We start from the raw sequence: 18,501 nt of genomic DNA, 5'->3' as shown, positions 1-18,501 counted from the left end.
AAGCAGCCTGCGCCGGCGCGCGCGGGCGGATGGAGGCAGCACCGATGGCCCACAGGCGTTTCCCACGAACCGGCCGGCGCGCCGGCCTTCCCTCCACAGCCCTCGCCCTCCTCCTCCTCGCCTCCCCCGCCCTCGCCCAGACCCAGATCGACGCCTCCCGGCCGCCGCCGCAGACGTCGGGCGTGCCCATCCCCAAGGGGCAGATCGAGAGCGCGGTGGGCAAGGTCGATGCCCTCGCCCGGGACCTCATGGCGCGCAGCGGCGTGCCCGGCCTCGCGGTGGCCGTGGTGCACGAGGGCAAGACGGTGTTCCTCAAGGGCTATGGCGTGCGCAAGGTGGGCGAGAGCGCGGCCATTGACGCGGACACCGTGTTCCAGCTCGCCTCCCTGTCCAAGTCGGTGGGCGCCGGCGTTGTCGCCCATGAGGTGGGCAAGGGCACGGTGAAGTGGGACACGCCGGTGGAAGACCTGCTGCCCTGGTTCGCCCTGAACGATGATTGGGTGTCCGAGCACGTCACCATCGCCGATCTCTACAGCCACCGTTCCGGCCTGCCGGACCATGCTGGCGACGAACTGGAAGACCTCGGCTACGATCGGCGGCAGGTGCTGGAGCGGCTGAAGAAGCTGCCCCTCGCCCCGTTCCGCGTCTCCTACGCCTACACCAATTTCGGCGTCACCGCCGCCGCCGAGGCTGTGGCCACCGCATCGGGCAGGGACTGGGAGACCCTGTCGGACGAGGTGCTCTACAAGCCGCTGGGCATGGCCTCCACCTCCTCGCGCTTTTCCGACTACATGGCCCGGCCCAACCGCGCCGTGCCCCATGTGCGGGTGGGCAAGATCGGGGAGAGCAAGACCTTCGCCGCGAAGTTCCAGCGCGATCCGCAGGCCCAGTCCCCGGCGGGCGGGGTGAGCTCGTCCGTGCGGGACATGGCCCGCTGGCTCGGCTTCGTGCTGGGCGGCGGCACCTACGAGGGCCGGCAGGTCGTGCCCGAGAAGGCGCTGCTGCCCGCCATGCGGCCGGAGATGATCTCCTCGCCCGCCTATGCCGCTGACGCCCGCGCCGGCTTCTATGGCTATGGCTTCGCGGTGAACGTGTCGCCGGCGGGCCGGGTGATGGTCGACCATTCCGGCGCCTTCATTCTCGGTGCCGGCACCAATTACGTGCTGCTGCCGTCCGAGAAGCTGGGCATCGTGGTGCTCACCAATGCCCAGCCCACCGGCGTGCCGGAAGCCCTCTCCGCCAGCTTCATGGACCTTGCCCAGTTCGGCACGGTGACGCGGGACTGGCTCGCCGCCTATGGCCCCCTCATCGATCCGCTCTACACGCCGCTCGGCGCTCTCGCGGGCAAGATCGCGCCGGCCAAGCCGGCGCCGGCCAAGTCCCTGTCCGCCTATGTGGGCACCTATGCCAATGCCTATTTCGGCGAGGCGCGGGTGAGCGAGGACAAGGGCCGCCTCGTCCTCACCGTGGGACCGAAGCCCCGGGTCTTCACCCTCGACCACTGGAGCGGGGACGATTTCATCTTCCGGCCCGAGGGCGAGGAGACGGCGCCGGCGGGATCGGTGTCGCAGGTCACCTTCTCGGACCGGCGGATGAAGGTGGAATTCTTCAACGACAACGGCCTCGGCACCTTCGAGCGGCGGTGAGGGGGAGCGGATTTCAGGGGGCCATGTCCCGCGTCCCGAACCGGCGCGGCCCCCTCTCCCGCCCTAACTCGGCTGTTGCCGAGTTCGGATCCCCAAGGGTCGAAGCCGGAAACATCCGGCTTCGATGCGGGGGAGGGTTGGGGTGGGGGCAAGACGCCGGAGGCTGAGCCAAAGGCCCCGGAAAGAACAAACCAGGAAACGATAGCAATAACCGATTCGGACACGCTGCGTTCCGACTGCGTGTGGTCCCGGGGCGCGGAGTGTACCGGAATGGGACGTGGCCGTGCCCCCGAAGGGCGGGATTGCGGCAGCCGCCAGCCCCCACCCTGCCCTCCCCCGCAAGCGGGAGAGGGTTCAGCGGCTCGACACTCCCAAGAGCCCCCCTCACGGCCCCAGATAGACCGCGAGGCGGGCGGCGGCGTTGCGCAGGTGCTCCTCGGCGGCGGCGCGGGCGGCGACGGGGTCCTTCTTCTCGATGGCGGCGAAGATGGCATCGTGCTCGCGCTGCACCGCCTGGGCGAGCCCGCCATGGCGGGCCGTGTTCGCCCGCGCCGTGCGGATGAAGTGGCGCACCCGGTGATCGAGGAACTGGGACAGGTCGCGGAAGTAGGGATTGCCCGTGGCCTCCACGATACTGCGATGAAACGCCATGTCCTCGTCCACCCCCGGCTCGCCGCGGACGATGGCATCCTGCATGGCTTCGAGCTGTTCCCCGATGCGGGCGAGATCCTCTTCCGAGCGGCGCACGGCGGCATGGGCGGTGGCGGTGGCCTCCACCGCCATCAGCAGCTCGACGATGGCGCGCATCTCCACCTTGTCGCTGAAATCGGCGATGTCGAGCCGGAAGGTGGAAGCGGCGCCCGGCTCGGCCACGAACGCGCCGGCACCCTGGCGGGTGGTGACCAGGCCGTCATGCTTCAGCCGCCCCACCGCCTCGCGCACGATGGGCCGGCTGACGCCGTAGGTCTCCGCCATCTGGTGCTCGGTGGGCAGCCGCTCGCCCGGCTGGAGGCGGCCGGAGGCGATCTCCTCCCGGAGCCGGTGCGCCAGCGTCTCGGCGAGGGAAGGCGCCCGGCCGATGATGTCGCGGGGTTGGGCCATCCGTTGCTCCTAGCTCAGCCGACCGAGCCGCGCGCAAAATCGCGCGACTCTATCTGCAAACTCAACTCGCAATATAAAGACCACCGTTCACATGGACCGTCTCGCCGGTGACGAAACTGGCCCAGTCGGAGGCAAGGAAGGCCACCACGCGTGCGACCTCCTGCGGCGTGCCGAGCCGCTTCGCCGGCGTTCCCGCGATCAGCGCCGCCCCGTTGGCGTCCATCAGGCCGCGCACCATGGGCGTGTCGATGAGGCCGGGGGACACGGAATTCACCCGCACCCGGGGCGCCAGCTCCATGGCCAGCGTCCGGGAAAAGTTGAGCACCGCCCCCTTCGCCGCCGCATAGTCCGCATGCCCCACGCTGCCGCGATGCCCCGCCATGGAGGCGACGTTCACGATGGCGGCGTTTTCGGAGAAATGGGGGATGGCCGCCCGGCAGGTGTAGAATACCCCGTCGAGATTGACCGCGATGCCGGTGCGCCAGTGGGCATCCGACATCTCCGCCACCTTGCGGTCGCGGTAGAGGCCGGCGGAGGTGACGAGCACGTCCAGCGCGCCGAAGCGCTCCTTCACCAGCGCGAGGGCGCGGTCGGCGTCGGCAGGGTCGGCCGCATCCTGCCGGATGCCGACGGCGCGGGTGCCGCTGGGGTCCAGCTCCCGGGCGAAGGCGGCGATGCCAGCCTCGTCCAGGTCGGTGAGCACGCAATTGGCGCCGAGCGCGAAGAAGGTCTCCGCGATGGCGCGGGAGATGCCGCCGTTGGCGCCGGTGAGCAGCAGGGTCCGGTTCCTGAAGTCGAACATGGAGATCCTCCCGAACTTCAGGTCATCAGCCAGCCGCCGGCCACGTCGATCACCTGGCCGGTGACGAAGGCGGCAGCGTCCGACGACAGGAAGCGGCAGACCTCCGCCACCTCCTCCGGCTGGCCGAGGCGGCGCAGGGGCGTGACGAGCCGCACCGCCTCGTTGGCGGCGGTGGCGGTGCCCCGCACCATGGGGGTGTCGATGCGGCCGGGGGCGATAGCGTTGACCGTTATGCCGTAAGGCCCCAGCTCCCCCGCCAGATGCTTGGTGAAGCCGATGAGGGCGGCCTTGGAGGCGGCATAATGCACCCCCACGATGTCGCAATAGGTGCGCCCCGCCACCGACGAGATGTTGATGATGCGCCCGCGCCCCAACGCCTTCATGCCCGGCGACAGCGCCCGCACGCAATTGAAAGCGCCGGTGAGGTTGACGTCGATCACCCGCCGCCATTCGGCCGGGTCCATGTCCGGCGCCTCGGCCCGGCGCCCGTCGGCCCCGCCCTTGGGCGAGATGCCGGCATTGTTGACCAGCACGCTCACCGGCCCAAGCGCCTCGGTGGCGGCGCGGGCGGCGGCTTCCACGGCCGCATAGTCGGCCACGTCGGCGGCAAGGCCAATGGCCTTCACCCCGCGCTGGATGGCGGCGTTGGCGGCCTCCTCGGCGAGGGCGGGATCAAAGTCCACATAGGCGACGGCGGCGCCAGCATCCGCATGGGCGTCCGCCATGGCGCGGCCGATGCCGCGCCCTGCTCCGGTGACGAAAACGACGGGGGAAGACGACAAGTTCACCGTCCGGTCTCCAGCATGATCTTGCCGAGGTGGGCGCTCGATTCCATGAGCGCATGGGCCTCCCGCGCCTGATCCAGCGGGAAGGTGGCGTGGACGAAGGGCTTGATCTTGCCCGCCTCCAGCAGCGGCCACACGTCCCGCTTCAGCGCTTCGGCGATCTCGGATTTCAGCGCCACGGAGCGGGCGCGCAGGGTGGAGCCGGTGAAGGTCAGGCGCTTCAGCATCACCGGCATGAGGTCGATCTGGACCTCGCTCGGCTGGAGGAAGGCGATCTGCACGAGGCGCCCTTCCACCGCCAGCGCCTGGAGGTTGCGCGCCACGTAGGGACCGCCCACCATGTCGAGGATCTCGTCAACGCCGCGCCCGTCAGTCAGCGCCTTCACCTCGGCGACGAAGTCCTTGGCGCGATAGTCGATGGCGGCGTCCGCGCCCAGCTTCAGGCAGAAATCGCACTTCTCCGGCGAGCCGGCGGTGGCGATGACACGCGCTCCGGCATGGTGCGCCAGCTGGATGGCGGTGGAGCCGATGCCGCTCGACCCGCCGTGGATCAGGATGGTCTCGCCCGACTTCAGGCGTCCGCGGGTGAAGACGTTGTCGTAGACGGTGTAATAGTTTTCCGGCAGTCCGGCGGCCTCAAGCAGCGAAAGCGGCTTTGGAATCGGCAGGCAGAGCGGGGCTTCCGCCACGCAATACTCGGCATAGCCACCCGAGATCACCAGGGCACAGACTTCATCGCCGATCTTCAGAGACTCAACACCCTCGCCGAGCGCGACGACGCGGCCCGCAATCTCGAGGCCCGGAATTTCCGTGGCGCCGGGGGGCGGGGGATAATTGCCGGCGCGCTGGAGGCAGTCGGGGCGATTGACACCCGCGGCCACCACCTCCACCAGCACCTGCCCCGGCCCGGGGCAGGGCACCGGCGCGGTCTCGATGGCAATGACCTCCGGTCCGCCGGCTCCGGTGAATCGGGCATGGCGCATGGAACTGGGAATTTCAACCACCGGCATTCCTCCCTCGGGCCTTCCGCGAGGCGTCTTGTCGGCGCCTCTTCGCGGCGGGCACCTCGATGCGGGAAAACTACAGAAGTCCTACTTGTCAGGCAACTTGGTTATCTGCATTATCCGCAGCGCCAGACGGGCGGCAATGTCCGCCCCACCGCCGTCGGGCACTTAAAAATCGTGCCCGCATAACGGGTTGCAAGAGCCGGCCTCCGATGCGCCGGACGAGGGAGGAGACGATGAAGAGTTTCGCGCGGGCGGCATTGGCCGCCGCACTGCTTGTTGCCGTCTCCCCCTTCGCGGGACCCGCGGCGGCCCAGGGCACGGTCAAATTTGGCGCCCTCTATCCCTTCTCGGGCGGCCTCGCGCTTCTGGGCGACGAGAGCTTCCGCGGCTTCGAGCTGGCGGTTGAAGAGCGCAACGCAGCCGGCGGCATCGACGGCAAGAAGATCGAGTTCATCAAGGGCGACGCGGTCGATCCCAACCAAGCGGTGGGCGAGGCCCGGCGCCTCACCTCCGTGGACAAGGTCTCGGCCATTTTCGGCACTTACTCCTCGTCCCTGTCGCTGGCGGCGACGCAGGTGACCGAGCTCGCCGGCGTGCCCTATTTCGAGCTGGGCGCGGTGTCCGATCCCATCACCGAACGCGGCTTCAAATACGTCTTCCGCACCAATGCCACGGCCCGTGACTTCGCCAACCGCATGGTGGATTCGGTGATCGAGGCGGTGGCTCCGGCCCTCGGCGTGAAGGCGACGGACCTCAAGGTCGGCATCATCCACGAGGACAGCCTCTACGGCCAGACGGTCTCCGGCTATCAGAAGACCCGTGCCAAGGAGAAGGGCCTCAACGTAGTCGAGGTCCTGCCCTATTCGGCGAAGTCCGTGGACCTGACCCCGGTCATCCTGCGCCTCAAGTCGGCCGGTGTGGACGTGGTGCTGCAGACCTCCTACCAGAACGACACCGTGCTGTTCTTCCGCCAGATGAAGGACCAGGGCTACAAGCCCAAGGCGGTGATGGGCGCCGGCGGCGGCTATTCCACCCGGGACACCATGCAGGCCGTGGGCGCGGAGAACATGGAAGGCGCCCTCGACGTGGACTTCACCCAGTTCAACACGAACCCCAAGGCCACTCCCGGCCTCACGGAATTCGTGGCGAAGTACAAGGCGAAGTACGGCATCGATCCGCGCTCCGGCCATTCGCTGGCCAACTATATGGGCGCCAAGGTGTTCTTCGACGCCATCGCCAGCGCCAAGAGCACGGACGCCGACAAGGTGCGCGCCGCCGTGCTGAAGGTGGACATCCCCGTGGGCGAGACCGCCACCGGCTGGGGCGCCAAGTTCTCCGAGCAGGGCCAGAACACCCGCGCCCAGCCCTTCCTCATGCAGTGGCAGGGCGGCAACCTCGTCACCGTGTTCCCCGAGGCGGCCGCGGTCGCCAAGCTGAAGACCGGCGTCGGCGCCAACTGACGCTTTTCCGATTGCCTGCGGCGCCCCCGTCGGGTCGCCGCGCAGCCCCCGCGCGATCTGGCCTCGCGCGGGGGCAAGCATCCCCAAAGCATTCACCAAGCTATTCACCCCATGTCCGGCCCCGTGCCGAAAGACCCCGCGAACACAACTGGAGCGGAGCGCGATGGACGTTCTCATTCAGCTGGTGCTCAACGGCATCCTGCTCGGCAGCATGTATGCCATCATCAGCGTCGGCCTCACCCTCATCTTCGGCATCGTCCGGGTGGTGAACTTCGCCCATGGCGAGTTCCTGATGGTCGGCATGTATGCGGCCTACCTGCTCGCCGCGAAGTTCGGCCTGCATCCCTATGCATCCGCGATTCCCGTGGTGCTGCTGCTGTTCGCCCTCGGCGCGCTGGTGCAGCGCTTCATCATCCAGCCGCTGCTTTCCGCCGACGAGCATATCCAGATCTTCGCCACGGTGGGCTTGTCCACCGCGCTGGTGAATCTCGCGCTGCTGCTGTTCGGCGCCGATCTTTATTCGGTGCCGCCGTCTTCGGCGCAGGGCTCGGTCCAGGTCGCCGGCTTCACCCTGGTGAAAGGGCAGATCGTGATGTTCGTCTGCGCGCTGGCGCTGGTGGCGGGGCTGCACCTGTTCATGCAGTCCACCGCGCTGGGCCGCGCCATCCGCGCCACGGCGCAGAACCGCAACGCGGCGCTGCTGATGGGCGTGAAGGTGGACAAGATCTACGTCATCGCCTTCGGCATGGGCGCGGCCTGCGTGGGCCTTGCCAGCGCGCTGGTGATGCCGCTTTATCCGGTGACACCCACCATCGGCACCTATTTCGTGCTCACCGCCTTCGTGGTGGTGGTGCTGGGCGGCATGCGCTCCATGTACGGCGCCTTCTTCGGGGCCATGATCATCGGCCTCGTGGACAGCCTCTCCGGCTATTACATCGCGCCCGACCTGAAAGAGGTCGTCTACTTCGCGCTGTTCCTCCTGATCCTCATCTTCAAGCCCACCGGCCTGTTCGGCCTCGGCCGCGGCACGGAGTGACACGATGAGCCTTCACGACTCCTCGCTCAAGGACTCCCGGACCGCCCCTACCCCCGGCGGGCTCTCGGTCCTGTCCCGGCTCACCGATCCGCGCGTCTATTGCGCGCTGATCGCCCTGTCGCTGCTGGTCATCATCCCGGCCTGGTCGGGCTCCACCTTCATGGTGCATGTGTTCGTCACCATCTGCGTGTTCGGGGCGCTCTCCACCGCCTGGAACATCCTGGGCGGCTATGCCGGGCAGCTGTCGCTGGGCCACACGGTGTTCTACGGCCTGGGCGGCTATACGGCAGCGCTGCTGCTGACCCATTTCGGCCTGTCGCCCTGGATCGGCATGATCGCTGGCGCGGCGCTGGCGGCCCTCGTCAGCCTGGGCATCGGCTATCCCTGCTTCCGCCTGCGCGGGCCGTTCTTCTCGCTGGCCACCATCGCCTTCCTGGAGGTGGTGCGGCTGTTGTCCATCCACTTCAACGGGGTCACCGGCGGCTCGGCCGGCCTCGTGGTGCCGCTGCAGATCGGCTGGCCGTGGATGATCTTCCGCGACAAGATCAACTATCTCTACATTGCATTCGGACTTCTGGTGCTCTGCCTGGCGGTGTCCTACGCGATCCGCCATTCCCGCCTCGGCTATGCGCTCACAGCTGTTCGTGAACGCGACAGCGCGGCCCAGGCGGCGGGCATCAACATCAACGGCGTCAAGCTCTGGGCCATGGCGATCTCGGCGGCGCTCACCGCATTGGTGGGCACCTTCCACGCCATGTACATGACCTTCCTGGAGCCCGCGACGCTGTTCTCCCTCGCCACCGCCATCGAGATCGCCATGTTTGCCCTGATAGGCGGCCTCGGGACGGTGGCGGGGCCCCTGCTCGGCACGGTGCTGGTGGTTCCGCTCGCGGAACTCGCCCGCGGCTGGCTCGGGGCCTCGGCCAACGGCCTGCATGGCTTCGTCTATGGGTCCGTGCTGGTCATCATCACGCTGACCCTGCCGGGCGGCCTCGTGGGCACCTTCGGCCCGTTCGTGGTGCGCCTCATCGACAGGCTGCCCGGCGGCGGACGGACGCGCGCGGATGTGGTCGCGCCCGCCACCAAGATCATCACCGGCACCCCCGGCGAGGTGGTGCTGAAGGCGCAGAACCTCGTCAAGCGCTTCGGCGGGCTGACCGCCACCGACAACGTCTCCCTCACCCTGAAGCGGGGCGAGATCCTGGGCGTGATCGGCCCCAACGGCGCCGGCAAGACCACCGTCTTCGCCCAGCTCTCGGGCTTCCTCACCCCCAATGCCGGCACCATCGAGATCCTCGGCCCCGACGGCAAGTGGCACCAGCCCAGTTCGCCGGACGCTTTCGCCCGGCTCGGCATCGGCCGCACCTTCCAGATCGTCCAGCCCTTCGGCAAGCTGAGCGTGCTGGAGAACATCATGATCGGCGCCTTCCTGCGCCATCGCTCCGTGGACGATGCCCGCGCCGTCGCCTTGAGGGTGGCGAAGCTCATGGGCCTCGACGACGTGAAGGACCTGGAGGCGGGAACCCTGCCCATCGGCGGCCTGAAGCGGCTGGAGGTGGCGCGCACGCTCGCGACCGAGCCCGCCATCCTGCTGCTGGACGAGGTGATGGCCGGCCAGAGCCAATCCGACACCCTGAAGATGGTGGAGCTGATCCGCGCCATCCGCGACACCGGCGTCACCGTGATCGCCATCGAGCACAACATGCAGGCCATCATGAGCCTGTCCGACCGCATCGTGGTGATCGACAGCGGCAAGGTGATCGCCGAAGGCAAGCCCGACGCCGTGGTGCGCGAGAGACGGGTGATCGAGGCCTATCTCGGAGAGGATTTCGTCGATGCTCAAGGTCTCTGAGATCACCGCCGGCTACGGCCGCACTGTCATCCTCCAGGACGTGTCGCTCCGGGTGGGGCGCGGCGAGGTGGTGACCATCATCGGCTCCAACGGCGCCGGCAAGACGACGCTGCTGCGCGCCATCTCGGGCCTCGTGAAGCCGACCGCCGGCAGCATCGAGTTCGACGGCCAGCGCATCGACCGCCTGCCCCCGGACGAGATCGTCGGCGCAGGCCTCATCATGGTGCCGGAAGCACGCCAGCTGTTCCCGGTGATGAGCGTGCGCGACAACGTGCTGATGGGCGGCTACCACCCCAAGGTCCGCGCCGGCATGGCCCAGCGCTTCGACGAGGTGCTGGACATCTTCCCTCGCGTGCGCGAGCGCCTCGACCAACTCGCCGGCTCCCTCTCCGGCGGCGAGCAGCAGATGGTGGCCATCGCCCGCGGGCTGATGGCGAAGCCCAAGCTGCTGATGCTGGATGAACCCTCGCTGGGCCTTGCCCCCATCATCGTGCAGCAGATGTTCGACGTCATCGACCGCATCTGCAAGACCGGCACAACCGTGCTGCTGGTGGAGCAGAAGGCGTTCCACGCCCTGAAGATCGCCGACCGCGCCTATGTGATCGAGAACGGCCAGATCGCCCTCGAGAACACCGGCATCGGCCTTTTGTCCGACCCGCACATCAAGACCGCCTACCTCGGCATCTGAGCCTTCGGGCCACCCCCGGAACCTGCCCCATGACCACTGCTCCGACCACCCGCGAGATCACCGGCCTGACCCGGGTCTACGGCATCCTCGCGGACCCCATCCATCACGTGAAGACGCCGCAGATGCTCAATGCGCTGATGGCGCGCGAGGGCCGCGACGGGGTGATGGTGCCGTTCCAGGTCGCCCCGGACGACCTCGCGACCCTGGTCGCCGGCCTCAAGACCATGAAAAGCCTCGGCGGCTTCGTGGTGACGGTGCCGCACAAGACCGCCATCGTGGACCTGTGCGATGCCGTCTCCGACAGCGCGCGCCGCATCGGCGCCGTGAACACCGTGCGTCGCGAGGCGGACGGCCGGCTCATCGGCGAGATGCTGGACGGCAAGGGCTTCGTCGGCGGCCTACTGGCGGCGGGCATCGATCCGAAGGGCAAGAGCATCTATCTCGCCGGCGCCGGCGGGGCAGCCAACGCCATCGCTTTCGCCTTCGTGGAGGCCGGCATCTCCCGCCTCACCATCGCCAATCGCACCCGCGCCAAGGCGGAGGACCTTGCCGCCCGCCTGGCCGAAGCCTATCCGGCGGCGCAGGTGGACATCGGCACCCCTGACCCCTCCGGCCACGACATCGTGGTGAACGGCACCTCCCTCGGCCTCAAGGACGGCGATGCCCTGCCGCTCGATGCCGCGCGCCTTGCCCCGGAGCAGATCGTGGCCGAGGTGATCATGCAGCCGGAGGAGACCGCCCTCCTCACCGCCGCCAAGGCCAAGGGCTGCCGCATCCATTTCGGCAAGCCCATGCTGGCTTGCCAGCTCGACCTCATGGCCGACTTCCTCGGCATGCGCGCGCTTCCGGGAGCCGGCAAGTGAGCGGGTCCCTCGCTGGTCGCTGCGCCCTCATCACCGGCGGCGCCTCCGGGCTTGGCCTTGCGGTGGCGCAGGCGTTCCGGGCGGAGGGCGCGGCACTGGTGCTGCTCGACCTCGACCCCGCCGCCGAGGCGCGGGCGCAGGAGCTGGGCGAAACCATCGCGGTCAAGGGCTCAGTCACGCGGAAGGCGGATATCGTCCGCGCCTTCGACGCCGCCGAGGCCCGCTTCGGCCCGGTGGACATCTGCGTCGCCAATGCCGGCGTCTCCCAGAACGCGCCCACCCTCTCGGTCACCGAGGAGGAATGGGAGCGCGTCATCGACATCAACCTCACCGGCACTTTCCTCACGGCGCAGGAGGCGGGGCGCCGCATGATCGCCCAGGGCGGCGGCTCGCTGCTGCTGATGGCCTCCATGTATGGCGTGGTCGCCGCGCCCGAGCGCATCGGCTACTGCGCCTCCAAGGCGGCCGTCGCCATGATGGCGAAAGCCCTCTCCTGCGAATGGGCGCGGGACAAGGTGCGGGTGAACGCCATCGCCCCCGGCTATGTGCGCACCGCGCTGCTGGACGACCTCGCCGCCCGCGGCCGCCTCGACCTCGACCGCCTGAAGGCCCGCACCCCCATGGGCCGGCTGGTGGAGGCGGAGGAAGTGGCGCGCATGGCGGTGTTTCTCGCCTCCGATGCTTCGAGCGCGGTCACCGGGCAGGTGATGGGCGTGGACGGCGGCTGGTCCGCCTACGGCTATGTGTGACGGCATGCCGTGTCCGGGCTTTCCACGGCAAGGACACGGCCTTTGCGGGAGAAAGGGGCTTGCGGCGCGCGGCCAACGGATGCATCCGCTTCGCCACCGCGCGGGCGGGGCCATCCGGCTCAAGCCCGCACCCGTTTCATGCCAGATGTCTTGAGGGCTGCCTCATGAGCGCCGATCTTGTTTCCCGCCTTGCCGCCATTCTCGGCCCCTCCGGCCTCCTCGCCGACGAGGCCGACATGGCATCTTATGCCATCGACTGGCGCCGCCTCTTCCCCGGCCGCCCGCTGTGCGTCGCCCGCCCCGCCTCCACCGCCGAGGTCGCCGAGGTGGTGAAGGCCTGCCGCGCGGCCGGCGCCGCCATCGTGCCCCAGGGCGGCAATACCGGCCTTGCTGGCGGCGCAGTACCGGACGCCTCGGGCGGACAGGTGGTGCTTTCGCTGAACCGCATGAACAAGGTGCGCGCCGTGGACCCGGTGGGCCTGACGATCGCGGCCGACGCCGGCTGCATCCTCAAGGTGGCGCAGGATGCCGCCGCCGAGGCCGGTCGCCTCCTGCCCATAAGCCTTGCGGCGGAAGGCTCGGCGACCGTGGGCGGGGTGGTCTCCACCAATGCGGGCGGGGTCAATGTGGTGCGCTACGGCATGGCCCGCGCGCTGGTGCTGGGCCTTGAGGTGGTGCTCGCCGATGGCACCATCGTGGACATGGCCCGCCAGCTCCGCAAGGACAATGCCGGCTACGACCTGAAGCAGCTCTTCATCGGCACCGAGGGCACGCTGGGCATCGTCACCGGCGCCGTGCTGCGCCTCGTGCCCCGGCCCCGGAATACGGTCACCGCCCTGCTGTCGGTGCCGAGCCCCCAGGCGGCCCTCGACCTGCTGGCGCTGGCCCAGGACGAGCTGGGCGACACCCTCTCCGCCTTCGAGCTGATGAGCGGCTATTCCTTCGACCTGCTGAAGCGGCACCTCAACCTCACCCCGCCCATCGCCTCCGGCGACTGGTTCGTTCTGCTGGAGGCCGGCGCCAGCCTCTCCGGCCTGCGGGAGGCGGCTGAGGCGGCATTGGCGGCGGCGCTGGAGAACGGCACGGCGCTGGACGGCGTCATCGCCGAGACCGGCGCCCAGGCCACCCAGCTCTGGGCCCTGCGCGAGCACATCACCGACGGCGAGGCCCGCGAGGGCAAGAGCATGAAGCACGATGTCTCCGTGCCCATCGTCGCCGTGCCCGCCTTCCTGGAGGCCGCCGACATCGCCATCGCGACCGGCGCGCCGGGCGCAAAGGTCAATGCTTTCGGGCACTTGGGCGACGGCAACATCCATTACAACGTGGTGCTTGCGCCGGGCCAGGACGGCGCCGCCATCAACACCCTGGTCCACGACGTGGTGGCAAGCTTTGCCGGCTCCATTTCCGCCGAGCACGGCATCGGCCAGTACCGGGTGGACGAGCTTCTCATCCGCCGCGCGCCGGCGGAGATCGCCCTCGCTCGCACCCTCAAGAGAGCCCTCGATCCGGACGATTTCCTGAACCCCGGAAAGGTCCTGCCGGCTGGGGGCTGACCCCCGGGCGCACAAAAAGGCACGCTGGAACAAGGCCATGGACAGCTTCGACTATATCGTCGTGGGAGGCGGAACCGCAGGCGCGATCCTTGCGGCCCGCCTCTCGGAAGACCCCCGCCGCACCGTCCTCCTTTTGGAGGCAGGGGGCACGGACCGCGGCTTCTGGGTGCCCATTCCGGCCGGCTTCTCCAAGCTTCTGGCCGGCAGCGCCTTCAACTGGCGCTTCCACACCGAGCCAGAAAATAATACCTACGACCGCCCCATCGTGGTGCCGCGCGGCAAGGGGCTGGGCGGCTCAACCCTCATCAACGGCATGATTTTCGTGCGCGGCCAGCGTCAGGATTACGACGGCTGGGCGCAGCTCGGCGCCACCGGCTGGGGCTGGGACGACGTGAAGCCCTACTTCAAGAAGTTCGAGACCTTCGAGGCCTTCGACATCGACACCGACGAGCGCGGAACCGACGGCCCCATCAACATCGTCCGCGTGGGTGAACGCCCTGTTCTGTCGGAGGTTTTCATCAAGGCCGCCGAGCAGGCGGGCTTCCCGCGCAACCCCGACTACAACGGAAAGGTTCAGGACGGGTTCGGCTATTATCAGGTGAACCAGAAAAACGGGCGCCGCTGGACCGTGGTGGACGGCTATCTGCGCCCCGCTCTGTCGCGCCCCAACCTCAAGGTGGCGACCCATGCCCAGGCCCTGTGCCTCACCCTCGACGGCCGGCGGGTCACCGGGGTGACCTACCGGCAGGGCGGCCGTGAGGTGGCGGCCACCGCGCGGGGCGAGGTGCTGCTCGCCGCAGGCGCCGTGCAGTCGCCCCAGCTCCTGGAGCTGTCGGGCATCGGCCATCCGGACACGCTGACGGCGGCGGGCATCCCGGTGGTGCATGCCCTTTCCGGGGTCGGCAACAATTATCGCGACCATTTCGCCACCCGCATGAACTGGCGGGTGAAGCAGCCGGTGACCCTCAACGAGCAGACCCGCGGCCTCGCCCTCGCCAAGGCGGTGGCGCAGTATTTTCTGACGCGCAAAGGTATTCTCACCCTCGGCACCGGCCTTGCCCATGGTTTCGTGAAGACGCGGCCGGGGCTGGAGGGACCGGACGTGCAGTATTTCTTCATGCACGCCAGCTATGCCAATGCCGCCGACCGTTCCCTCGACCGCCAGCCGGGCATGACCATCGGCGTCACCCAGCTGCGCCCGCAATCCATCGGCTCCATCCACGTGACCTGCGCGGACCCGTTCAAGGCCCCGGCCATCCGGCCGAATTTCCTTGCGGTGCAGGAGGATCGCGACTGCCTGGTGGAGGGCATGAAGCTGGCCCGGCGCATCGTCGAGCAGCCGGCCATGGACCCCTACCGGGCGTTCGAGATGAACCCCGGCCCGGATGTCCAGAGCGACGCCGATTTCCTGGAATTCGCCCGCCGCACCGGCCAGACCATCTACCACCCGGTGGGCACCTGCAGCATGGGCACCGGCCCTGCGGCGGTGGTGGACCCGCGCCTCAAGGTCATCGGCCTTGAGGGCCTGCGCGTGGTGGATGCCTCGGTGATGCCCACCATCGTCTCCGCCAACACGGCGGCGGCGGTGATGATGATCGCCGAGAAGGCCGCCGACATGATCAAGGCCGACGCACGGTAGGCGCCGGGCGCCCGCCCTGCCGGCTCCCTCTCCCGCGTGCGAGAGCATTGCGAAAGACCTTGGGCTGCCGCGCTCCCCTCTCCCCTCGCGGGAGAGGGCCCGTGTGGTCAAGCGGTCCTCCATTTGGGTTTTGCGCGCGGCCTGGCGTTCAGGATGGGGCGGGGGCGGCGCCATAAGACGAGAGACCACCGCCGCCGTCCGGCTTGACCGGACGGCCCATGGAACGGCCAGGACACCATGGCGGCGGATTGCAAAGCGGCGCGATGGACCCTCCGGTCAAGTCGGAGGGCGACGATGGTGAGATGGGCGGGGAAGCGCCGGCTCCCCCCTCCCCGCCCCCGCAAGGCACAAGCCGCTGGAGCCGATCGCCCGCGCAATGGTATAAGAGCGTTTTAGCCCGTTCTCAGCCATTGCGAACCGCCTTCATGATTGCCACGCCGGCCCACGAGATCCCCCTGGACATCCGGCGCAAGGCGGTGGCGGTCCACGAGGCCGGGCATGCCCTTGTGGCCCTTCTCCACAAACGCAACGTGACCGGGGCCGCGCTTCACCCGCCCCATGGCCTGAGCGGGGAAACAAGGTTCGAGGGCGCGGGCGAGCTGTTGCTGGACCTGAACGCCAAGGCCGACCGGCACTTCATCGAGGATGCCATCGTCATTCTTCTGGCCGGACAGATCGCCGAGGCGCACTACTGGAAGACGCTTGCCCCGCTCTACATCCCGCGCATCGACTCCCACCGCACCGACGACGCCGAGATCCACGCGCTGAGATCCCACTTCGCTTTGGGCCCCGAGCAGCAGGCCATGTTCATGGGCTATTGCACGGACAAGGCGAGCCGCATCGTCCTCCACCCCAACGCCCAGGCCGCCATCGCGGACATCGCAACGCGGCTGTTCGACACCCTCTCCATCGACCGGGAAGCATTGGACGAGATCCTTGCGCGGCATGATGTGGGGGAAGGGAGGCTGAAGTTTCCACGGCATCCCTGGGAGAGACGGGTTTAGGGGGGATTGAATGCGCCCCTTGAATGCGCGAGGAAGCGACATTGCTTCACTGCTATGGAAGTGCCCCTCATTTAGACCGTCACACCCTGATGCCGCCATCAACGACACGGTATAGATTATATTTTAAGCGTAATATAAAGTTGAGCCTTGGCCATATTGTCCGTTAATTTTTGAGGTGGTGCCGTGGATCAGATACTGTACCATTATTGTTCGACCCAGACGGGGTTTGCAATTCTGCAATCCCGAACGTTTCGATTATCGCCGCTTTCTGCCGCCAATGACAGTTTGGAAGGTAGGGTCCTAAGCAGGCTTTTCGCACAGTTGCTCAGGGAGACCGGGTTGCCGCAGGGCGTAGTTGATGTCGCGTCTATAATTGTAGAGGGATATGCAGATGCAACGGAGGGCTTCGCATTATGTCTTTCGGAGAATGGAGATCTCCTCAGTCAGTGGCGGGCTTATGCTGGCGACGGGACTGGAATTTCGATCGGATTTTCCCCCGATTTGCTGATGCGCGACTACGGCCACGTCAATTTCGGAAAGGCTTTCTATGAGCTAATAAAAGTCGACTACGGTGAAGCGGCACTGCGGGAATCTCTAGCTCCACTCGCGCGACAGATGGAAGATAAATTCGGGTCAAGCGGTGAATTTGTGTCTCTAAAAGCCGGGCTTTCACGCCAAGATGCCTTACGCGCGCTTGCAGACCGTGAAGCAGATAGCCATGGCCTTTTTCTGGCTCGCGACGAGTCATCGCCAGCGCTTTTGTCCGAACTAATGCACGCGTTGGCTCCTCTGCACTTTCGGATCTACGGCACCAAAACACAAACTTTTCATGAGGAGTGTGAGTGGCGTCTCTTGCGTTACCGGCATCGGGCAAGCCTCCCTGAGATCGATTTTTTTGCAACCGGAACATCAGTCAGGCCGTTTATCTCATGCCTAATAGCGGATCCTGCTCGGGAGGTCGTTAGAGAGGTGATTTTAGGCCCAAAACACCAATCTAATATCAACTGGATGCGATCATTTCTCCATAAAGTCGGCCTCGGGCACGTGAAAGTTATTCCATCTGCACATGAAAACTATCGTTAACGATTTTGAATAATCATAATATTATTATAATAATACCATATATATTGGTATAAATCAGATTATATCACTAATTAAAAAATATATCGAACGTTGATATTCCAGTTTTGCACCGTTCACTCTGAACGAATTAATTTTATCTTAACCGATTATTATTCCGCTCCTCAAGAAGAATAGCTGCTATCCCACCGTCGCCTCCTGAAAGCGGTCCGTCTGGAACCTGCCCATACCATTCGTACAAGCCAAGTGGGCGAACTGCCCAAGCCGGACGCTATCGGGGTCGGCTCAGAGGCCTCCCCGTTGACATTCGCCCCCAACGGAGTCTTTTTATAAGAACAAAAGAGGAACATCATGCATGAGCGCGAAAGGATCGGGCGCGAGGGCATCGGGCGGCAGGGAAGCGAGGGGGGTCCCTTGGCCGCGCTGCGGCGGCGGGTGGAGGAGATCCAGCACGCCGGCGCCCCGGCGGCGGGGGCGGCGCGGGGGCACATGGCCCTTGGCGCGCCGCTGGATGGGGCGCTGGGCGGCGGGCTGGCGCTGGGCGCGCTGCACGAGGTGTTTGCGAGCGACAAGGGCAATGGCGCCGCCGCCCTCGGCTTCGCCCTGGCGCTGGCCGCCGGCACACGGCGGCCCGTGGTGTGGGTGCGGCAGGACCTCGCCGCGCTGGAGGGCGGGGACCTCTATGGGCCGGGCTGCGCCGCCTTCGGGCTCGATCCGGCGCGGCTCATCGTGGTCCAGGGGGCGGATGCCACCGACACCCTCGCCGCCGCCGAGGAGGCGCTGCGCCATGCCGTCCTCGGCTTGGTGGTGGTGGAGCCCTGGGGCATGCCGTCCCGCCTCGACCTCACCGCCACGCGCCGCCTCGCGCTGAGGGCCGAGCGCTCGGGGGTGCCGGCCCTGCTGCTGCGCGCGGCGGCAGAGCCCGTGCCTTCCGCCGCCGCCACCCGCTGGCTGGCCTCGGCCGCCCCCTCCGGCGCGGCGGGGGCGCCGGCCTTTTGCCTCGGGCCGCCCGCTTTCGCCCTGGAGCTGGCCCGCAACCGGGCCGGGCCCACCGGCCGCTGGATTGTGGAATGGAATGCCCATGCCCGACGCTTCGCCCCGGCGCCTCGCCGCCCTGCTGCTGCCCCGCCTGCCCACCGACCGGCTGCATCGCAAGGCCCGGCACCCGCGGACGGCCCGGCACCCGTGGTCGTCGGCCCCTTCGAGCGCCGCGCCGGATGAGGCGCCGCAAGATGC

Annotated in this window: 16 protein-coding genes; 12 read left to right on the top strand and 4 right to left on the bottom strand. The window is 67.5% G+C overall.

The features are described from left to right. The first annotated feature begins 44 nt into the window (after nt 1–44). A complete protein-coding gene (locus FZ033_RS08665) occupies nt 45–1,646 on the top strand; it encodes a serine hydrolase (RefSeq protein ID WP_149575744.1) in 1,602 nt (533 codons plus the stop codon). A gap of 384 nt (nt 1,647–2,030) precedes the next feature. On the opposite strand, the gene FZ033_RS08660 is transcribed toward FZ033_RS08665, so the two are convergent. From FZ033_RS08660 to FZ033_RS08645, 4 genes are all read right to left on the bottom strand, one after another. Then, nucleotides 2,031–2,747 carry a FadR/GntR family transcriptional regulator gene (locus FZ033_RS08660; protein WP_149575743.1) on the bottom strand — a complete coding sequence of 239 codons (717 nt, stop codon included), beginning with the start codon at nt 2,745–2,747 and terminating at the stop codon, nt 2,031–2,033. A gap of 61 nt (nt 2,748–2,808) precedes the next feature. Continuing rightward, nucleotides 2,809–3,549: an SDR family NAD(P)-dependent oxidoreductase gene (locus FZ033_RS08655; RefSeq protein ID WP_149575742.1), complete on the bottom strand. Its 741-nt coding sequence runs from the start codon at nt 3,547–3,549 to the stop codon at nt 2,809–2,811. Between the two features lie 17 nt (nt 3,550–3,566). Beyond that, nucleotides 3,567–4,337 carry an SDR family oxidoreductase gene (locus tag FZ033_RS08650; protein WP_149575741.1) on the bottom strand — a complete coding sequence of 257 codons (771 nt, stop codon included), beginning with the start codon at nt 4,335–4,337 and terminating at the stop codon, nt 3,567–3,569. After that, complete coding sequence (locus tag FZ033_RS08645) at nt 4,334–5,344, bottom strand: NAD(P)H-quinone oxidoreductase (RefSeq protein WP_149575740.1); 1,011 nt, start codon at nt 5,342–5,344, stop codon at nt 4,334–4,336. The genes FZ033_RS08650 and FZ033_RS08645 overlap by 4 nt, the downstream gene beginning before the upstream one ends. 230 nt (nt 5,345–5,574) lie before the next feature. Between FZ033_RS08645 and FZ033_RS08640 the strand changes: the two genes are divergently transcribed. The 11 genes from FZ033_RS08640 to FZ033_RS08590 all read left to right on the top strand — a co-directional run bounded on the left by FZ033_RS08640 (nt 5,575) and on the right by FZ033_RS08590 (nt 18,486). Next, nucleotides 5,575–6,801, top strand: a complete 1,227-nt coding sequence (locus FZ033_RS08640; protein WP_149575739.1) for an ABC transporter substrate-binding protein — start codon at nt 5,575–5,577, stop codon at nt 6,799–6,801. 163 nt (nt 6,802–6,964) lie between these two features. Then, nucleotides 6,965–7,837 carry a branched-chain amino acid ABC transporter permease gene (locus FZ033_RS08635; protein WP_149575738.1) on the top strand — a complete coding sequence of 291 codons (873 nt, stop codon included), beginning with the start codon at nt 6,965–6,967 and terminating at the stop codon, nt 7,835–7,837. Nucleotides 7,838–7,841: 4 nt separating this feature from the next. Then, nucleotides 7,842–9,689 (top strand): branched-chain amino acid ABC transporter ATP-binding protein/permease, encoded by a 1,848-nt coding sequence (locus FZ033_RS08630; protein WP_149575737.1) that lies wholly within the window; start codon nt 7,842–7,844, stop codon nt 9,687–9,689. Further along, a complete protein-coding gene (locus FZ033_RS08625; protein WP_149575736.1) occupies nt 9,673–10,377 on the top strand; it encodes an ABC transporter ATP-binding protein in 705 nt (234 codons plus the stop codon). Before FZ033_RS08630 ends, FZ033_RS08625 begins: the two co-directional genes overlap by 17 nt. Before the next feature lie 29 nt (nt 10,378–10,406). Continuing rightward, on the top strand, nt 10,407–11,240 hold the full coding sequence (locus FZ033_RS08620; RefSeq protein ID WP_149575735.1) for a shikimate dehydrogenase family protein: 834 nt from the start codon (nt 10,407–10,409) through the stop codon (nt 11,238–11,240). Then, on the top strand, nt 11,237–11,989 hold the full coding sequence (locus FZ033_RS08615; RefSeq protein ID WP_149575734.1) for an SDR family NAD(P)-dependent oxidoreductase: 753 nt from the start codon (nt 11,237–11,239) through the stop codon (nt 11,987–11,989). The genes FZ033_RS08620 and FZ033_RS08615 overlap by 4 nt, the downstream gene beginning before the upstream one ends. Before the next feature lie 164 nt (nt 11,990–12,153). Further along, nucleotides 12,154–13,542, top strand: a complete 1,389-nt coding sequence (locus FZ033_RS08610; protein ID WP_149575733.1) for an FAD-binding oxidoreductase — start codon at nt 12,154–12,156, stop codon at nt 13,540–13,542. Between the two features lie 37 nt (nt 13,543–13,579). Next, entirely contained in the window at nt 13,580–15,181 is a 1,602-nt protein-coding gene (locus FZ033_RS08605; protein ID WP_149575732.1) for a GMC family oxidoreductase, read from the top strand. A 425-nt stretch (nt 15,182–15,606) separates the two neighbouring features. Continuing rightward, the gene (locus FZ033_RS08600; RefSeq protein ID WP_149575731.1) at nt 15,607–16,185 is read left to right on the top strand and encodes a hypothetical protein; all 579 of its coding nucleotides are present in this window, start codon (nt 15,607–15,609) and stop codon (nt 16,183–16,185) included. A 183-nt stretch (nt 16,186–16,368) separates the two neighbouring features. Then, a complete protein-coding gene (locus FZ033_RS08595) occupies nt 16,369–17,268 on the top strand; it encodes a DUF2971 domain-containing protein (RefSeq protein ID WP_149575730.1) in 900 nt (299 codons plus the stop codon). A 348-nt stretch (nt 17,269–17,616) separates the two neighbouring features. Further along, nucleotides 17,617–18,486, top strand: coding sequence for an ImuA family protein (locus FZ033_RS08590; RefSeq protein WP_188079386.1), 870 nt, complete (start codon nt 17,617–17,619; stop codon nt 18,484–18,486). Nucleotides 18,487–18,501: the final 15 nt, after the last annotated feature.

Source organism: Xanthobacter oligotrophicus (assembly GCF_008364685.1).
Classification (GTDB): Bacteria; Pseudomonadota; Alphaproteobacteria; order Rhizobiales; family Xanthobacteraceae; genus Xanthobacter; species Xanthobacter oligotrophicus.
The sequence above is the reverse complement of the archived record's forward strand: the minus strand, read 5'-3'. Positions and strand labels throughout refer to the sequence as shown.